Origin of the sequence: Mycobacterium sp. SMC-4 (genome assembly GCF_025263265.1) — a bacterium.
In the GTDB taxonomy this organism is placed as follows: Bacteria; Actinomycetota; Actinomycetes; order Mycobacteriales; family Mycobacteriaceae; genus Mycobacterium.
Map to the genome: position 1 here is coordinate 2,657,255 of NZ_CP079869.1, position 16,589 is coordinate 2,673,843.

Here is a 16,589-nt window from a genome sequence, read left to right on the forward strand (position 1 = left end):
CATCTGCCGCCCGGCCCGAATTGCTCCGTCGAGCACTATTTTTGACGTTTGCCGCCCAAGGTGCCCAGGTAGAGCTCGATCACCTTGGGGTCGTTCATGAGGCTGCGGCCGGTGTCGGTGTAGGCATTGGTGCCCTGATCGAGTACATAGCCGCGGTCGCAGATCTGCAGGCAGCGACGAGCATTCTGCTCCACCATGATCACCGAGACACCGGTGGCATTGATCTGTTTGCAGCGAATGAACACCTCGTCCTGGAACATCGGGGACAGGCCTGCGGAGGGCTCGTCGAGCAGCAGCACCGACGGTTCCATCATCAGTGCGCGGCCCATCGCCACCATCTGGCGTTCGCCGCCGGACAGCGCGCCGGCTTTGACCTTTCGGCGTTCGGCCAGCAGCGGGAATAGCCCTGCCACGACATCGAACCGCTCGCGGAACTTTTTGGGGCGCAGATAGATCCCCATCTCCAGGTTCTCTTCGATGGTCAGAGCCGCAAAGACGTTCTGGTTCTGTGGGACATAGCCGACACCCTTGGTCACCAGGACATGTGCCGGGGCGGAGGTGATATCTTCGCCGCGGAGCGCGACTGTGCCCGAACGGATGGGTATCAGTCCGAACAGTGTTTTGAGCAGCGTCGACTTGCCGGCCCCATTCGGCCCGATGATCCCGACGATCTCACCGTCGCGCAGGTAGAAGTCACACCCCCGCAGGATGTCGACCTCGGGAAGATAGCCGGCGATCAACCGGTCGGCACGTAGCAGCGCGCCTTCGGCCAGCCGGTCGTGCACAGCAGGAGTGGCAGCCAGTTCGGCTGGGCTGAGCGAGGATGCGGTGGAGTCGGTCATGGCCTGCGCGGACTCTCCGGGATCTCGGACTCGGACAGGTCACCGCCGGATTCGATGGTGTCGACGACGGCTTGCTCGATTTCTTCGGCCAGTTCGGCGGTGGCACCGACCGGGTTACCGGCGTCGTCGAACTCCAGCGCCTGATCGTGGTGACTGCCCAGATAGGCGTCGACGACGGCATTGTTGTCGGCCAGTGCCTCGGGAAGGGACTCGGCGATGACTGCACCCTGGGCCATCACCACCACCCAGTCACTGATATCGCGGATCACGTCCATGTCGTGCTCCACGAACACCACCGTCATGCCTTCATCTCGAAGCGAGCTGATGTGGACGAGCAGATTCTCGGTCAGCGCCGGGTTCACCCCCGCCATCGGTTCATCGAGCATGACGACCTTGGGTTCGGTCATCAGCGCCCGCGCCATCTCCAGCAGCTTGCGCTGCCCGCCCGACAGCGACCCGGCCATGTCGTTGGCTTTGGCGTCGAGTTTGAACCGGACCAGCATCTCGTGCGCCCGTTCGGTGATCTGGGCTTCTTGCTTGCGCCATCGGAAATGGAACAGCGAGTTGAGGATCCGCTCACCAGTCTGATGAGTGGCACCCAGCCTGACGTTGTCCAGAACCGACATCTTGGCCAGTGCGCGGGTCAATTGGAAGGTGCGCACCACGCCCCGGCGGGCCACTTGGTGCGGGTGCATCCGCGACAGGCTGACCCCGTCCAGCGACCAGGTTCCCGTGTCGGCGCGATCGAAGCCGGTGAGCAGGTTGAAGAAGGTTGTCTTGCCGGCGCCGTTCGGACCGATCAGACCGGTAATGGCGCCGCGTTGAACCTCCAGGTGCGCGACGTCGACGGCTCTGAGGCCGCCGAAGGATCGAGTGATGTTGTCCACCAGAATGATCGGATCCGGCTTGGCAGATCCTGGCTCGGCGGACACGTCGGCGAACGGGGATGGCGCGACATCGGTCAATTGAGTGCCACCTCCCGCTTTCTGCCCGTGATCCCCTGCGGTCGGAACACCATCAACACGATGATCAGGATGCCAAGCAGGATGAACCGGGTTGCTCCGACCTGCGCGTCGGTCAACGGCAACACCGGATCCGGTCCGGCGATGGCCTGACGCAGTAGCGCGTCGGGCACGGCCAGCAGGAACCAGAACAACATGGCCCCCAGCACCGGGCCGAACACGGTGGCGGCACCGCCCAGTAGCAGGGCGCCGAAGGCGTAGAATGTCTGCGACGTCGAATAGAAGTCGGGGTGGATCGATTTGGTTTGCAGCGCGTTGAAGATGCCGCCGATACCGCCGATCATGCCGCCCAGCACCAGCGCCTGCAGTTTGTAGACGAACACGTTCTTGCCCAGGGCGCGGGCCGCGTCCTCGTCCTCACGCACTGCCTTGAGTACTCGCCCCCACGGGCTGTGGATGAGGAGGTAGACGAATCCGCACAGCAGAATCACCACCGTCCACCCCACGACCATCGCCCAGAGGTCGTCGCCGACGAATCTCATCCCCAGCAGTGAGTACTGCTTGCTGGAGTCGAAAGGGCTGATCCGGGTGAACGGTTCGGCGTATCCGTAGAGCCCATTGGTGGAACCGGTGACCGGGTTCGCGGCGGTGGACCGGAAGATCAACCGCAGAACCTCCGCGGCCGCGATGGTCGCAATGGCCAGATAGTCGGCACGCAGACGCAAGGTGGGGATGCCCAGCACGATGGCCAGCAGGCCAGCGGCCGCCAGCCCGACGAGCATCCCTACCCATAGCGGCTGTTGGTAGGTGACCGTCATGATGCCCACGCCGTAACCGCCGAGCAGAGCGAACCCGATCTGGCCGAAGTTCAGCAGACCGGTGTAGCCGAAATGCAGGTTGAGGCCGATCGCCAACAGCGCGTAGAAGATCGCCGATGGTCCGATGAGTTGTGCGCCGGCAACCTGCAGTGCACCCAGAATGTCCATCCGTGACTCACCCGACCCTTTCCCGCGAGCCGAGAATGCCCTGTGGGCGGACGATCAGAATGAAGATCAGGATCAGCAGACCGCCGATGTACTTCAAGTCCGGATTGATCACCAAGGTTGACAACTGCACGAGCAGGCCGACAATCAGGCACCCCAGCAGCGCACCGTAGGCGGTGCCGAGCCCACCAAGAGTGATGCCGGCGAACATCAGCAACAGCAGCTTGAACCCCATCTCCCATTGGACTCGGCCGCCCAGCTCGGAAACCGCCAGCAGCACACCGCCCAGGGCCGCCAACCCACCCCCCAGGCACCAGACATAGGTGATGACACGTTCGACATTGATGCCCGACGAAGCGGCCAGATCCTTGTTGTCGGCAACCGCACGCATGGCCTTCCCGATCTTCGTCTTCTGCAGCAGTAGGGCCACGGCGACCAACACGACCAGGCTGATAGCGATCGTGATGATGTTGATGTCGGTGATCGCCACCGGCCCCCACTGGCGTTGCGCGGTCACCGAGTAGCCGGCGAAGGCCTGGGTGCGGTCGGAGAACAACATCAAAATCAGATAGCGCAGTGCGATGGCCAGGCCAATAGACACCACCAGCTGCGGTATCAGCCCGATTCGTCGTTTGCGCAGTGGCCTCCAAATCGCGGTGTTGTTCAACCAGCCGATGGCCACCCCGACGACGACGGCCAGCAGAGCCGCCGGTAGTAGACCCATGCCGAAGCTGACGTTGAAGACCCAGGCCGTGACGGCGCCGAGTGTCACAAGTTCGCCGTGCGCGAAGTTGGTGAGCCCCGTGGTGCCGAAGATCAGGCTCAATCCCACGGCGGCGACGGCGATGACCAGACCGAACCGTAAACCGTCGATGGTCAGCCGGATCACCCGTTCGTAGAGTGGGGTGGCCATCGAGGTACGAACCTCACCGAAGGTGAAAACGACGGTGTTCGGGCGGCCGGCCACCACCTGCCGGGTGACGGTGCCCTGCACCGTCACCCCTTCGGGCAGGCTTTCGGGGTCCACCTCGAAAGTCCTTTCCCCGACCGGCACCTCAAGCGACCACCGGCCGTTGTCGTCCGAGGTGGTCACGGCGATCTCGTCACCACCGGAATCGAGCGCGCGTACCCGCGCGTCGGCGACGGGCTCGCCGGCATTGACCAGCCGACCCGAGACCGTCGCCGTCTCCTCCACCGCCGCGGCGGTGCCGGCCGAGACGAGCCCGGCCAGCAGCGGAAGAAACAGCACTATCAGTGCTCGCAGCACGATGCGCGTTCCTCGGGAGCCCGTCCCCACTGATGAACCTCCGATGCGGTTGGTCGCACGTTCCGGGCCATTTCCCGATTTTGGGACCTTATAAGGTTCAGTCACACCTGGCGCGCTTCTCGGCGTCCGCCTGTTGTATCGGTTGGGTTTCGAGAATGCCGATCCCGGCGACGCGGCCCGCCCCTTGTGGCGGAATATGTGTGCAGGCTGTCACTGCTGGCGCTTATCCGCGGCCGGTCGGAGGTGCCAGTCTTGTCGACATGGCGATGCTGGTGCTTTTCCTCGGCATGCTCGTCGCTGCTTCGGTGGCGGCGCTGTTCGAGTTGACTCCCGACACGCACCGGGAGTGCAGCCAACACGGCGACTTCGAGTTCTGAGCTCAACACCGGCGGCGTCGGTTGACTATGTTTAGCCGGATAGTCAACCGGCCGGAGGTTCGATGTGCTTGGGAGGGCAGCGCGGACAGTCGCGGTGCTGAGTACGGCGGCGTGGTTGGCCGCCACCGGCTGCTCCGTCTTCGACGCGGGTACCCAGGTTCAACACTCCGATGCGCGGATCGTCGAGCAGTTCCCGATCGACCGCTACGGGGCCCCGACGGCGGGCGCCCCTTCCGACATCGACCCGGCCGGAAACGGCACCACGGTGTGCCCGCCGCTGTCGATCGCGGTGGCAGTGCCACTGAGTGGGCCGGATGCCACGCTGGGCCGCGGTATCCGGAATGGCATCCAGCTTGCCGTCGACGAACACAACGGTGCCAACGCCGGGTGTCAGATACAACTGAAACCGTTTGATACCGAAGGTGACGCCGGTGCTGCCGAGCAAGCCGCTCGCCAGCTCGTCGACGACGCGTTCACTATCGGTGTGATCGGCCCGGCGGGCTCCGACGAGGCGGCGGTGGCGGGCCCGGTGTTCGACGATGCCGGGATCGTGGCCATCACTCCCTCGGCCACCCGCCCAGAACTGGCGGCACGCGGCTGGCGCACCTTCTTGCGGGGGCTGGCCAACAGCGCCGTTCAGGGCGTCGCGGTGGCCAACTATTTGCGACGAACCATGGGCAGCTCCGGCGTATGTGTGCTCGACGACGGGGACCCGGCCGGTGCCGAGGTCGTTCGGGTGGTCCGCGAAACGCTCGGCCCCGCCGCGGATCCAGCCTGTAGCGCGACTGTCGGTGACGATCCCCACGCCCTCGACGCCGTCATCGCGGCCGAGCCGGATGCGGTGTTCTTCAGCGGTGGCGACACCCAGGCCGCGGTGCTGGCGGGTCGGTTGCGAGGCTCGGGCGCAGACCTGCAGTTCCTCACCGTGGGCGGTGTGCCCGAGCCCGAAACATCCATGCAGGCAGCGGAGTCGGTGACATATCGAGAGTTCGTGGCGGCCTACACGGACAAATTCGGGGAACCGCCGGCGGCGTTCAGCGCCACTGGGTACGACCTGGGCGCAATCCTTCTCAACGGAATCGATGCCGGAGCCTGGACCCGGCCGGCCCTGTTGGACCGTGTGAGGGCCTCCACCGCCCGCGGTCTGGATCGCACATACCGGTGGAGCGTGAACGGCGAACTGGTCGATCCGCCCGTGTGGGTGAGCCGGCTCCAGTGATGCGACTGCGGGAAACAGCCTGTGCCAGAGGCTAGTTCACCGGGCGACGACGACGGATGAACCATGGCCGAACAGGCCCTGGTTGGCGGTAACGCCGACCTTTGCATCCTCCACCTGTCGGCCCGTGGCCTGTCCGCGGAGCTGCCACGACAGTTCGCAGACCTGGGCGATGGCCTGCGCGGGAATCGCCTCACCGAAGCAGGCGAGTCCACCCGACGGGTTGACCGGGATTCGACCGCCGATCGTCGTCGCGCCGCTGCGCAACAACTGCTCGGCGTCACCCTTGTCGCACAGTCCCAGATGCTCGTACCAGTCCAACTCCAGCGCCGTAGAGAGGTCGTAGACCTCTGCCAGGCTCAGGTCCTCAGGCCCGATACCGGCTTCGGCGTACGCAGCGTCGAGGATCTGGTCCTTGAACACTCGGTCCGGCGCGGCGACCACCGCGGTCGAGTCGGTCGCGATGTCCGGCAGTTCGGGCAGGTGCTGTGGGTACCGCGGCGTCTGCAAGCTGATCGCACGTACCGAGGGCACGCCCTGGACCGAGCCGAGGTGCTTCTCGGCGAATGACTTGCTCGCCACGATCAGCGCCGCTGCACCGTCAGAGGTCGCGCAGATGTCGAGCAGGCGTAGGGGATCGGAGACCACCGGGCTGGCCAACACGTCGTCGACCGAGGCCGCCTTGCGGTAGCGGGCATTCGGATTCTCCAGGCCATGACGTGCGTTCTTGACCTTGACCTGGGCGAAATCTTCGAGCGTCGCGCCGTAGAGGTCCATCCGGCGGCGTGCCAGCAACGCGAAGTACACCGTGTTGGTCGCACCGATCAGATGGAACCGCTGCCAGTCCGGGTCGTTCTTGCGTTCCCCGCCGACCGGGGCGAAGAATCCCTTGGGCGTGGTGTCGGCGCCGATGACCAGCGCAACGTCGCAGAACCCAGCCAGGATCTGCGCGCGGGCGCTCTGTAGGGCCTGCGAGCCGCTGGCGCAGGCCGCATAACTCGAGGTGACCGGCACGCCGTTCCAGCCCAGTTTCTGGGCGAAGGTGGCACCGGCGACAAAACCGGGGTAGCCGTTGCGGATGGTGTCCGCGCCTGCGACCAACTGAATCTGCTGCCAATCCAGCCCGGCTTCGGCGAGCGCCGCACGGGCCGCCACCACACCGTATTCGGTGAAGTCATGTCCCCACTTGCCCCACGGGTGCATGCCGGCACCAAGGATGTAGACCGGTTCCGGAGTTCCCGTACTCATTCCGCAACCTTCCAGGCATAGACGATGCGTTCCACGCCGTCGTCGTCGACGAAGAGCGGCATGGTGGACAGTTCCATCTCCATTCCGACCTTCAGGTCGGCGGCCAGCGTGCCCTCGACAACCTTGCCGAGCACGATGATTCCCTCGTCGGCCAGCTCGACGGCGGCCACCGCGAACGGCTCGAACGGATCCGGTGAGGGGTAGGGAGGTGGTGGGGCATAACGGTTCTCGGTGTAGCTCCACAACCGTCCCCGCCGAGACAGCGGAACCTGGGCGAGCTCGTCGCTGTCACAGATGGGGTTGGGGCAGTTGTTGGCCCGCGGCGGGAACACGTAGGTGCCGCACTTCAGGCACTTGCCGCCGATCAGGTACGGGTTGCCGGCGCCGTCTGTGGCGAACCACCCGTCGACCGCGGGCTTGATCGTGATTGACACGCGGATCAGCGTACCCAGCGCCGCGGCGACGACTACAACGTGTTCCAGTTCGGTAGCAGCCGGTTGTTGCGCGGCAGCGCCGGCTGTCTCACCGGATGCCTAGAGTGATCTCCGTGAGCCCCGCCAAGACTGCATCGGAGACCCAGGCCGCCGTCCCCACCGAAGGCCAGAAACCCATCTTGATGCTGCTGGACGGCAACTCGCTGGCGTTCCGCGCGTTCTATGCCTTGCCCGCCGAGAACTTCAAGACCCAGGGTGGGCTGACCACCAACGCGGTCTACGGATTCACCGCGATGCTGATCAACCTGCTGCGTGATGAACAGCCGACGCACATCGCCGCCGCCTTCGACGTGTCCAGGCAGACGTTCCGCCTGGAGAAGTACCCGGAATACAAGGCGGGTCGGTCGGCCACGCCCGACGAGTTCCGCGGTCAGATCGACATCACCAAGGAGGTGCTGGGCGCGCTGGGGATCACGGTGCTCGCCGAACCCGGTTTCGAGGCCGACGACGTGATCGCGACGTTGGCCACCCAGGCCCAGCAGGAGGGCTACCGGGTCCTGGTGGTCACCGGCGATCGCGATTCCCTGCAGCTGGTCAGTGCCGACGTCACGGTGCTCTACCCGCGCAAAGGGGTCAGCGAGCTGACCCGGTTCACCCCTGACGCGGTGCTGGAGAAGTACGGATTGACCCCGGCGCAGTACCCCGACTTCGCCGCGCTGCGGGGCGACCCCAGCGACAACCTGCCGGGCATCCCCGGGGTGGGGGAGAAGACCGCGACCAAGTGGATTGCCGAGTACGGCTCGCTGCAAGCGCTGGTCGACAACGTCGACAAGGTCAAGGGCAAGGTCGGCGACGCGCTGCGCGCCAATCTGTCCAGCGTCGTCCTCAACCGGGAATTGACCGATCTGGTCAAAGACGTGCCGCTGGCGCAGACGCCGGACACCCTGCGCATGCAGCCCTGGAACCGCGACCAGATCCACCGCCTCTTCGACGATCTCGAGTTCCGGGTTCTGCGGGACCGCTTGTTCGACACGTTGGCCTCGGCAGATCCCGAGGTGGACGAGGGGTTCGAGGTCCGAGGTGAAGCGCTGCAGGCCGGCGCGCTGGCCGCCTGGCTGGCCGAGCACAGCCACGGACAGCGATTCGGCCTCGCGGTGGTCGGCAACCATCTGGCCTTCGACAGCGATGCCACCGCGTTGGCGATCGTCGCGGCCGACGGCGACGGCCGATACATCGACACCGCGCTGTTGACGGCCGAGGACGAAGCCGCGCTGGCGTCGTGGCTGGCCGACCCGGGTGTTCCCAAAGCGCTGCACGAAGCCAAGTTGGCCATGCACGACCTGCAGGGGCGGGGCTGGACACTGGCCGGCGTCACCTCCGACACCGCGCTGGCCGCCTACATCGTGCGTCCGGGACAGCGCAGCTTCACCCTCGACGATTTGTCGCTGCGCTACCTCAAACGTGAGCTGCGAGCCGATAACGCTGAACAGCAACAGCTTTCGCTGCTCGACGATACCGACGGCGTGGACAATCAGGCGGTGCAGACGTTGTTGCTGAGAGCCAACGCGGTGATGGACCTCGCCGGCGCGCTCGACGAGGAGCTCGCCCGCATCGACTCCTCCGGTCTGTTGGAGAGCATGGAGTTGCCGGTTCAGCGGGTGCTCGCCGAGTTGGAGACCGCGGGAATCGCGGTGGACCTGCCCACCCTTTCGCAACTGCAGAGCGAGTTCGCCGAGCAGATCCGCGATGCCGCCGAGGCGGCCTATGCGGTGATCGGCAAGCAGATCAATCTGGGTTCACCCAAGCAACTGCAGGTGGTGCTGTTCGACGAGCTGCAGATGCCCAAGACCAAGCGCACCAAGACCGGGTACACCACCGACGCAGATGCGTTGCAGGGCCTCTTCGAAAAGACCGGCCACCCTTTCCTGCAGCATCTGCTGACCCACCGCGACGCCACCCGGCTCAAAGTCACCGTCGACGGGCTGCTCGCGTCGACAGCCGGCGACGGTCGGATTCACACCACGTTCAACCAGACCATCGCAGCGACCGGGCGGCTGTCCTCGACGGAGCCCAATCTGCAGAACATTCCGATCCGTACCGAGGCCGGCCGGCGTATCCGCGACGCCTTCGTCGTCGGTGCTGGCTACGCGGAGTTGATGACCGCTGACTACAGCCAGATCGAGATGCGGATCATGGCGCATCTCTCGCAGGACGAAGGCCTCATCGAGGCGTTCAACACCGGCGAGGACCTGCATTCGTTCGTCGCCTCGCGGGCGTTCTCGGTACCCATCGACGAGGTCACCGCCGAGCTGCGGCGCCGGGTCAAAGCGATGTCCTACGGCCTGGCCTACGGCCTGAGCGCGTACGGGCTGGCTCAGCAGCTCAAGATCTCCACCGAGGATGCCAAAGTGCAGATGGAGCAGTACTTCGCCCGATTCGGTGGGGTGCGCGACTACCTGCATGCGGTGGTGGATCAGGCCCGCAAGGACGGCTACACCTCGACGGTGTTCGGCCGCCGGCGCTACCTTCCCGAACTCGACAGCAGTAATCGCAACGTGCGCGAGGCCGCTGAGCGGGCGGCGCTCAACGCGCCGATTCAGGGTAGTGCGGCGGACATCATCAAGGTTGCGATGATCAACGTCGACCGGGCGATCAAGGACGCCGGCCTGAAGTCCCGAATGTTGCTGCAGGTGCACGATGAACTGCTCTTCGAGGTCGCCGAAGGCGAGCGGGACACCCTCGACGCGTTGGTCCGCGACAGGATGGGCAGCGCCTATTCCCTCGCGGTGCCGCTGGAGGTCAGCGTCGGTTACGGGCGCAGCTGGGACGCCGCGGCGCACTGAAGCGGAGTCGGCCGGACCAAGACGGTCAGGGCACCCGGAAGCCTGCCATCCGGTGCAGCGCGGGCGACGATGCCCGGACCGCGTAGACGGCGTAGGTCTCCTCGGTCAGCAGCGCATTGACCCGCGCATCGCCGAATCCGCGGTCGATGCGATCACGCACGAACGCCAACTCGACCACCTGATGGGCGAACTTGCGTACCGATTTTCCGGCCTGCCGGCCGCCGAACCGCCTCGCCTCGGCGATGGCGTGTTTGCGGGTAGGGATGGAGTGCAGCCAGGTCGCCTCGTTGGGGGTGACCACACCCGCCGCCACCATGCCCGGCAGCTTCGCCGAGACAATCCGTTGCTCCCGACGGCGGTTGTAGATGGCGAGGGTGACTGCCAGCGCGAAGATCGGCATCATCCAGAACACGTACACCCCGAAGTAGGCCTCGACACCCAAAAACGAGGACCCGTTCCACATGGCATGCAGCAGGACCGCGCCGGCGTAGCCCGACAGCAGGCAGCCGAGCTGGGCCCATCTGTTGCGCTTGTGCAGTGCGTACCAGACACCCAGGGCGAACAACGTGGTGAACAGCGAATGCGCGAACGGCGCCATGATCAGCCGCAGGGCCGCGGTCAGCAGCGAATCGGCCAATGACTCGCCGTCGGCGATGTACATGATGTCTTCGAGCCAGGCAAAGCCCGCGCCCACCAGGCCGGCATACACCAGGCAGTCGGTCAACGAGTTCATCTCATGGCGGCGCGCGCCGGTCATCATCAGCAGCAAAAACAGGCCCTTGGCAGCCTCTTCGGTGACCGGGGCGCCGATAACCAGCGTCCACGCACTGGTCCCCGCCGCTGCGGGATCCAAAGCCGGGTTCAGCCACACTTCGAGCAGGAGTTGCAAGATCAGCGCGATCACGACCGCGGCTGAGGCGCCCCAGATGAATGCGAACAACAACAGCCGCGGTGGTTCGGGTTCCCACCGGTCCAACCACAGGTAGGCAAGAACCACGACTGCCATCGCGACACTGGACAGCACGAACCCGACCGCTGTCCCGGCGGGATTGACCGCCGTCAGCACGATCACCAGCAGGCCGGTCAGCGTCCCCAAGGCGATGAGAACGCCCAGTGGCGCACCGACCTTGCGCACGCGCTGAGGCAGACCGGGTTGGACCGGGAGCGGGTGCGCTGGGCGGATCGACATCCTCGCAGGGTAAACGGTGGTCCCGAGGCCGGCCCGGTAACACGAACCCGACGCGCCCGGCCGGTCGGGTAGGTTCGATGAGGCTGGCGAGGGCCTCACACATTGACCATGCAGACTTCACGCGCGGACGACCACATCCAGTTCCTCGCGCGCCTGGGTGCCGCGATGGCCGCCGCAAACTATCCGGTCACGCTGATCCGCGAGATGCTCCGACGGGCGTCGAGCGCCTACGGCGTCTCCACTGAATTCGTCGCGCTGCCCAACACCGTGCAGGTGGTCGGACCCGCTACCGCATCGGGTACTGCAGTGAAATCCGCCTCGGTGGAGGCTGACCTGCGGTTCGATCAGACCTTTCCGCTGGCACGGCTGGTTTCGGCTGCGCGCAAGGGTGCCGTGGATCCGGCGGCGGGCGAGGCCGAACTCGAACGGATTCGATCCACACGGCACCGCCTGCCCGCCTGGGTCACGGTGATCGGGTACGGCATCTGGAGTGCGGGCCTGGCGCTGGTTCTGGAGCCGACGCCGCTGAACCTGCTCGGCGCCACGGTGTTCGGACTGATGGTCGGTGCGATCGCGGCCGTCGGACGAGGGTTGCCGCTGCTCAACCAGCTGGTACCGGTCATCAGTGCGTTCGTGGTCACTGCGCTGAGCATCCTGGCGGCGCACCGCCTCGGGCTCGATCACATCGGGCTGAGGGCGCTGATTCCGCCGCTGGCGATGTTCCTGCCCGGGGCCGCGTTGACCCTGGCGGTGATCGAGCTCAACTCGCGCGACACCATCTCAGGGGCCAGTCGGCTGGTCGCCGGGTTCGTCCAGTTGGCCCAGCTGGCCTTCGGCATCTTCATCGCGGTGCAGGTGCTCGGGGAGGCCGAGTCGCAACTGTCCTCGGTCGCGGTCAACAAGCTCGGTTCCTGGGCGCCCTGGGTCGGTGTCGCCGTGTACGCGTTCGGTCTCATGCTGTTCCTCGGTCCACCGCTACGGTTCCTGCCGTGGCTGGTGGTGGTCTGCTACGCGGCCTATTCGGCTCAGTACCTCGGTGACCTGCTGTTCGGCAGCTATGTCAGTGGTTTCACCGGGGGAGTGGTGTTGACCGTGTGCGCGCTGGCGATGGCGAGCCGGGCAGGCGCTCCGCCGGCGATCTCGCTGATTCTTCCCGGGTTCTGGTTGCTGGTTCCCGGGTCGATGGGGCTGATCGGGATCGCCGAGCTGTTCGGCGCCGACGGTGACTCCGCGATCGTCGTCACCTTCATCTCCATGTTCTCGGTGGCTTTCGGGCTGCAGACCGGGTTAGTGTGCTGGCAGCTGGTCAGACGCGCCCGCCGGCCCCGGCGCCACCCGGGTTTGTCCAGCATGCGCCCAGTCGAGTAGTCTCGATCAGTACCTGTGTGCGCGATCTCAGGTCATCAATAAGCAACCTGTGTCCCTACGATCAAACCTGTCCGGAGCAACCCACCACATGCCAAGTCCCTCCGTCACGTCCCCGCAAGTAGCCGTCAACGACATCGGCTCCGCGGAGGACTTCCTCGCCGCCATCGACAAGACCATCAAGTACTTCAACGATGGCGACATCGTCGAAGGGACCATCGTCAAGGTGGACCGCGACGAGGTACTACTCGATATCGGCTACAAGACCGAAGGTGTCATCCCTTCCCGCGAGCTGTCCATCAAGCACGACGTCGACCCCAATGAGGTCGTTTCCGTGGGCGATGAGGTCGAAGCCCTGGTCCTCACCAAGGAGGACAAGGAAGGCCGTCTGATCCTGTCCAAGAAGCGCGCTCAGTACGAACGCGCCTGGGGCACCATCGAAGAACTCAAGGAAAAAGACGAGGCCGTCAAGGGCACCGTCATCGAGGTCGTCAAGGGCGGCCTGATCCTCGACATCGGGCTGCGCGGCTTCCTGCCCGCCTCCCTGGTCGAGATGCGTCGCGTCCGCGATCTGCAGCCCTACATCGGCAAGGAGATCGAGGCCAAGATCATCGAGCTCGACAAGAACCGCAACAACGTGGTCCTGTCGCGCCGAGCGTGGCTCGAACAGACGCAGTCCGAGGTACGCAGCGAGTTCCTCAACCAGCTCACCAAGGGCGCCATCCGCAAGGGTGTGGTGTCCTCGATCGTCAACTTCGGCGCTTTCGTCGATCTCGGCGGTGTCGACGGTCTGGTGCACGTCTCCGAGCTCTCCTGGAAGCACATCGATCACCCGTCCGAGGTGGTTCAGGTGGGTGACGAGGTCACCGTCGAGGTGCTCGACGTCGATATGGATCGTGAGCGGGTTTCGTTGTCGCTCAAGGCCACTCAGGAAGATCCGTGGCGTCACTTCGCCCGCACCCATGCGATCGGTCAGATCGTGCCGGGCAAGGTCACCAAGCTGGTGCCCTTCGGTGCGTTCGTCCGCGTCGAAGAGGGCATCGAAGGCTTGGTGCACATCTCCGAGCTCTCCGAGCGCCACGTCGAGGTGCCCGATCAGGTGGTCCAGGTCGGCGACGACGCAATGGTCAAGGTCATCGACATCGACTTGGAGCGCCGCCGTATCTCGCTGAGCCTCAAGCAGGCCAACGAGGACTACGCCGAGGAGTTCGAGGCCTGGAAGTACGGCATGGCCGACAGCTACGACGATCAGGGCAACTACATCTTCCCCGAGGGCTTCGACGCCGACACCAACGAGTGGCTCGAAGGTTTCGAGAAGCAGCGCGACGAGTGGGAGTCGCGCTACGCGGAGGCCGAGCGTCGCCACAAGATGCACACCGCGCAGATGGAGCGATTCGCTGCTGCCGAGGCCGCCGAAGCTGCCCGCCCGGCCGGCAACGGCGCTTCGCGTCCCGAAGAGCCGAGCGCCGGTGGATCGCTGGCCAGCGACGCCCAGCTCGCTGCGCTGCGCGAGAAGCTCGCGGGCAACGCGTAGTTCCCGACAATCGGCGGCAAGCCCCGGCTCGGTGAGTCGGGGCTTGCCCCTTTCTCGGATCGGTTCGGCTTCCTGACAGACTGATGCGGTGCTGCGCATTGGGTTGAGCGGAGGAATCGGAGCGGGCAAGTCGACGGTGTCGGCCACGTTCAGTGAGCTGGGCGGGATCGTCGTCGACGGTGACCTCATCGCTCGTGAAGTCGTCGAACCCGGGACCGAGGGACTGGCCAGACTGGTCGAGGCGTTCGGCGAGCAGATCCTACAGCCCGACGGATCCCTCAACCGCCCGGCGCTGGCCGCCATCGCGTTCAGCGATGACCACGCTCGCACGACACTGAATGGCATCGTGCACCCACTGGTGGGTCAGCGGCGTTCCGAGCTGATCGCCGGCGCCGACCCCGACGCTGTGATCGTCGAGGACATCCCGTTGCTCGTCGAATCGCAGATGGCGTCGATGTTCCCGCTGGTGATCATCGTGAACGCGGACGAGGACCTCCGAGTCAGGCGGTTGATCGAATACCGCAACTTCAGCGAAGAGGATGCCCGTGCACGGATCGCGGCCCAGGCCACCGAAGAGCAGCGCCGCGCCGTCGCCGATGTCTGGCTGGACAACTCCGGTACCGCCGAGGACCTCGTCGAGATGTCGCGCCGGCTGTGGCGCGAGCGCATCGAGCCGTTCGCCGACAACCTGAAAGCGGGCCGGCCGGCGCAGGCACGGCCCGAGGTCGTACCGGCAGATCCTTTCTGGCAAGCGCAGGGACGACGTATCGTCACCAGACTGCGGACCGCCTGTGGGCACCGGGCCCGGCGGGTCGATCACATCGGTGCGACCGCGATCGTCGGCGTGCCGGCCAGGGACGTCATCGACGTTCAGGTCACCGTCGAGTCACTCGACGTCGCCGACGAACTCGCCGAGTCGCTGCTGGCCGCGGGCTATGTCAAAACTGCCACCACCGACGATGCCGGTCACGCCGACGCGCGCAGTACGGTCACCGAGTTCGACCACACTGACGATCGCTCACCGTGGCGCAAGCGCCTGTATTGTTCAGCCGATCCCGGACGGCCCACCAACGTCCATGTGCGGGTCGACGGTTGGCCCGGTCAGCAGTTCGCGTTGTTGTTCGTCGATTGGCTCGCCGCCAACCCCGCAGAGCAGGACGCGCAACCAGACGATGTCGAGACCTACCGGCGCGCGTGGCGCTGGGCCGACACCGCGGGGTGGCGACCGAGCGCTTAGGTCATCGGTGGGGCAGCGCCAGGCGGCGCCGGTTCCCCCGGTGGGGGAGGCGCGGGGGCTGGATCGGCTGGGACGACGTTGGCGATCCCGCTGACCGGCGCCTCACACGTCAGCGCCCCGTAGTCGGGGTCGTCGCGCTGGGGCAGCACGCGAGGGGCGATGAAATCGTCGGCCTGGGCCACCAATGCGTCGTCGACCAGGATTTCGCAGTGCAGGTTCGCCGAGTACGGCCACTGGATGGAGATCCGCACGTTGGCGATATCCGAGGCAGGAAGCACGGTGTTGGCCTCGAAGACACGCCCGGGCACCATGGTCGGGTTGGCGATCTGAACGACGTCGCCCTCGGCTTCGTAGGCGATCGTTGCTCCGCGTGAGACGCCGTCGACACGGGCCCGGTAGGTGACGTTGTGCAGCAACTCCGAGGCCGGGTTCTCCAGCTCGGACTGGTCGTTGGGTTCGGCTGCCGCGGGTCCCGCGGCAGCCACGAATCCTACCAACGGCAGTGCCGCGGCCACGACGACCGCAGCGGCGGTACGCGCACGTCTCCTTGCACTCACACGGCCGAGTCTATGCCGTCCGCCACGTCAAGATCACGCCGATGCCCAGCAACCACGCAGTGAGGTCGTAGCCGTGGCTGGCGAGCGCGTCGACGGTGTCCACGGCGATACCTACGGCACGCTCGGCGTCGTGTGGGCTGATCAGGCCCTCACGCATCGCCCCAAGAAGTTCGTCGACGTCGGTGAGCTGCACCGATTTCCCCGATCGCAGCACAAGGTCGAGATAGTGGTCGTCGCTGGTCCAGCGCGATGGACCGCTGTCGTACCGGCCGACATCGAGGTAGAAGTCCTGGTCACGCTCATGGCCGGGATTGAAGTGGAAGACGGTGACGCGAAGGCCCAGCGCCGGCAACAGCCACGACTCGAGGTAGTGAAACTGTTCGCGCCCGGGGGTGGGGCGCGCCATGTACAGCCCCCACGAGGTGACGGTGTACTGGTCGACGGCTCGGACCACGCCTTTCGGATCGGTATTGGTCCGGGCGGTGAGGTCGAAGATCTCGTGCTTGGGAGGGTGGATGGAGTTCAGGATAGGGCT

At 65.6% G+C, this 16,589-nt stretch carries 14 protein-coding genes; 5 read left to right on the top strand and 9 right to left on the bottom strand.

Going from position 1 to position 16,589, the window contains the following annotated elements:
* Window positions 1-35: 35 nt before the first annotated feature.
* The 4 genes from KXD98_RS12875 to KXD98_RS12890 are packed head-to-tail and all read right to left on the bottom strand — an operon-like array spanning window position 36 to window position 4,099.
* Entirely contained in the window at window positions 36-842 is an 807-nt protein-coding gene (locus KXD98_RS12875; protein ID WP_260764769.1) for an ABC transporter ATP-binding protein, read from the bottom strand.
* Window positions 839-1,807: an ABC transporter ATP-binding protein gene (locus tag KXD98_RS12880; protein ID WP_260764770.1), complete on the bottom strand. Its 969-nt coding sequence runs from the start codon at window positions 1,805-1,807 to the stop codon at window positions 839-841. The genes KXD98_RS12875 and KXD98_RS12880 overlap by 4 nt, the downstream gene beginning before the upstream one ends.
* Entirely contained in the window at window positions 1,804-2,790 is a 987-nt protein-coding gene (locus tag KXD98_RS12885; protein ID WP_260764771.1) for a branched-chain amino acid ABC transporter permease, read from the bottom strand. Before KXD98_RS12885 ends, KXD98_RS12880 begins: the two co-directional genes overlap by 4 nt.
* Before the next feature lie 7 nt (window positions 2,791-2,797).
* A complete protein-coding gene (locus KXD98_RS12890) occupies window positions 2,798-4,099 on the bottom strand; it encodes a branched-chain amino acid ABC transporter permease (protein ID WP_396883186.1) in 1,302 nt (433 codons plus the stop codon).
* A gap of 426 nt (window positions 4,100-4,525) precedes the next feature.
* Between KXD98_RS12890 and KXD98_RS12895 the strand changes: the two genes are divergently transcribed.
* Window positions 4,526-5,650: a branched-chain amino acid ABC transporter substrate-binding protein gene (locus KXD98_RS12895; RefSeq protein ID WP_260764773.1), complete on the top strand. Its 1,125-nt coding sequence runs from the start codon at window positions 4,526-4,528 to the stop codon at window positions 5,648-5,650.
* A gap of 36 nt (window positions 5,651-5,686) precedes the next feature.
* Here the strand turns inward: KXD98_RS12895 and KXD98_RS12900 are convergent, their stop codons facing one another.
* Both KXD98_RS12900 and KXD98_RS12905 read right to left on the bottom strand, forming a co-directional pair.
* On the bottom strand, window positions 5,687-6,895 hold the full coding sequence (locus KXD98_RS12900; protein WP_260764775.1) for a lipid-transfer protein: 1,209 nt from the start codon (window positions 6,893-6,895) through the stop codon (window positions 5,687-5,689).
* Window positions 6,892-7,329, bottom strand: a complete 438-nt coding sequence (locus KXD98_RS12905; protein WP_260764776.1) for a Zn-ribbon domain-containing OB-fold protein — start codon at window positions 7,327-7,329, stop codon at window positions 6,892-6,894. The genes KXD98_RS12900 and KXD98_RS12905 overlap by 4 nt, the downstream gene beginning before the upstream one ends.
* Window positions 7,330-7,511: 182 nt before the next feature.
* On the opposite strand from KXD98_RS12905, the gene polA reads away from it, so the two are divergent.
* Complete coding sequence (gene polA / locus KXD98_RS12910; protein ID WP_396883188.1) at window positions 7,512-10,172, top strand: DNA polymerase I; 2,661 nt, start codon at window positions 7,512-7,514, stop codon at window positions 10,170-10,172.
* A gap of 25 nt (window positions 10,173-10,197) precedes the next feature.
* Here polA and KXD98_RS12915 read toward each other — a convergent pair whose 3' ends face one another.
* Entirely contained in the window at window positions 10,198-11,361 is a 1,164-nt protein-coding gene (locus KXD98_RS12915; protein ID WP_260764778.1) for a PrsW family intramembrane metalloprotease, read from the bottom strand.
* Window positions 11,362-11,469: 108 nt separating this feature from the next.
* Here KXD98_RS12915 and KXD98_RS12920 point away from each other — a divergent pair, with 108 nt between their 5' ends.
* From KXD98_RS12920 to coaE, 3 genes are all read left to right on the top strand, one after another.
* Window positions 11,470-12,729 (top strand): threonine/serine exporter ThrE family protein, encoded by a 1,260-nt coding sequence (locus KXD98_RS12920; protein WP_260764779.1) that lies wholly within the window; start codon window positions 11,470-11,472, stop codon window positions 12,727-12,729.
* A gap of 88 nt (window positions 12,730-12,817) precedes the next feature.
* Complete coding sequence (gene rpsA, locus KXD98_RS12925; protein WP_260764782.1) at window positions 12,818-14,260, top strand: 30S ribosomal protein S1; 1,443 nt, start codon at window positions 12,818-12,820, stop codon at window positions 14,258-14,260.
* 88 nt (window positions 14,261-14,348) lie between these two features.
* Window positions 14,349-15,497 carry a dephospho-CoA kinase gene (coaE, locus tag KXD98_RS12930; RefSeq protein WP_260764784.1) on the top strand — a complete coding sequence of 383 codons (1,149 nt, stop codon included), beginning with the start codon at window positions 14,349-14,351 and terminating at the stop codon, window positions 15,495-15,497.
* Here the strand turns inward: coaE and KXD98_RS12935 are convergent.
* Both KXD98_RS12935 and KXD98_RS12940 read right to left on the bottom strand, forming a co-directional pair.
* Window positions 15,494-16,054 (bottom strand): hypothetical protein, encoded by a 561-nt coding sequence (locus KXD98_RS12935; protein ID WP_260764787.1) that lies wholly within the window; start codon window positions 16,052-16,054, stop codon window positions 15,494-15,496. The two genes, coaE and KXD98_RS12935, sit on opposite strands and share 4 nt — an antisense overlap.
* 10 nt (window positions 16,055-16,064) lie before the next feature.
* On the bottom strand, window positions 16,065-16,571 hold the full coding sequence (locus tag KXD98_RS12940) for a DUF402 domain-containing protein (RefSeq protein ID WP_260765174.1): 507 nt from the start codon (window positions 16,569-16,571) through the stop codon (window positions 16,065-16,067).
* Window positions 16,572-16,589 lie beyond the last annotated feature (18 nt).

Coding starts and splice junctions, on each gene's coding strand:
- KXD98_RS12875 (WP_260764769.1), bottom strand. CDS start 842: ATGACCGACTCCACCGCATCCTCGCTCAGCCCAGCCGAACTGGCTGCC.
- KXD98_RS12885 (WP_260764771.1), bottom strand. CDS start 2,790: ATGGACATTCTGGGTGCACTGCAGGTTGCCGGCGCACAACTCATCGGA.
- KXD98_RS12900 (WP_260764775.1), bottom strand. CDS start 6,895: ATGAGTACGGGAACTCCGGAACCGGTCTACATCCTTGGTGCCGGCATG.
- polA (WP_396883188.1), top strand. CDS start 7,512: ATGCTGCTGGACGGCAACTCGCTGGCGTTCCGCGCGTTCTATGCCTTG.
- KXD98_RS12915 (WP_260764778.1), bottom strand. CDS start 11,361: ATGTCGATCCGCCCAGCGCACCCGCTCCCGGTCCAACCCGGTCTGCCT.
- KXD98_RS12920 (WP_260764779.1), top strand. CDS start 11,470: ATGCAGACTTCACGCGCGGACGACCACATCCAGTTCCTCGCGCGCCTG.
- rpsA (WP_260764782.1), top strand. CDS start 12,818: ATGCCAAGTCCCTCCGTCACGTCCCCGCAAGTAGCCGTCAACGACATC.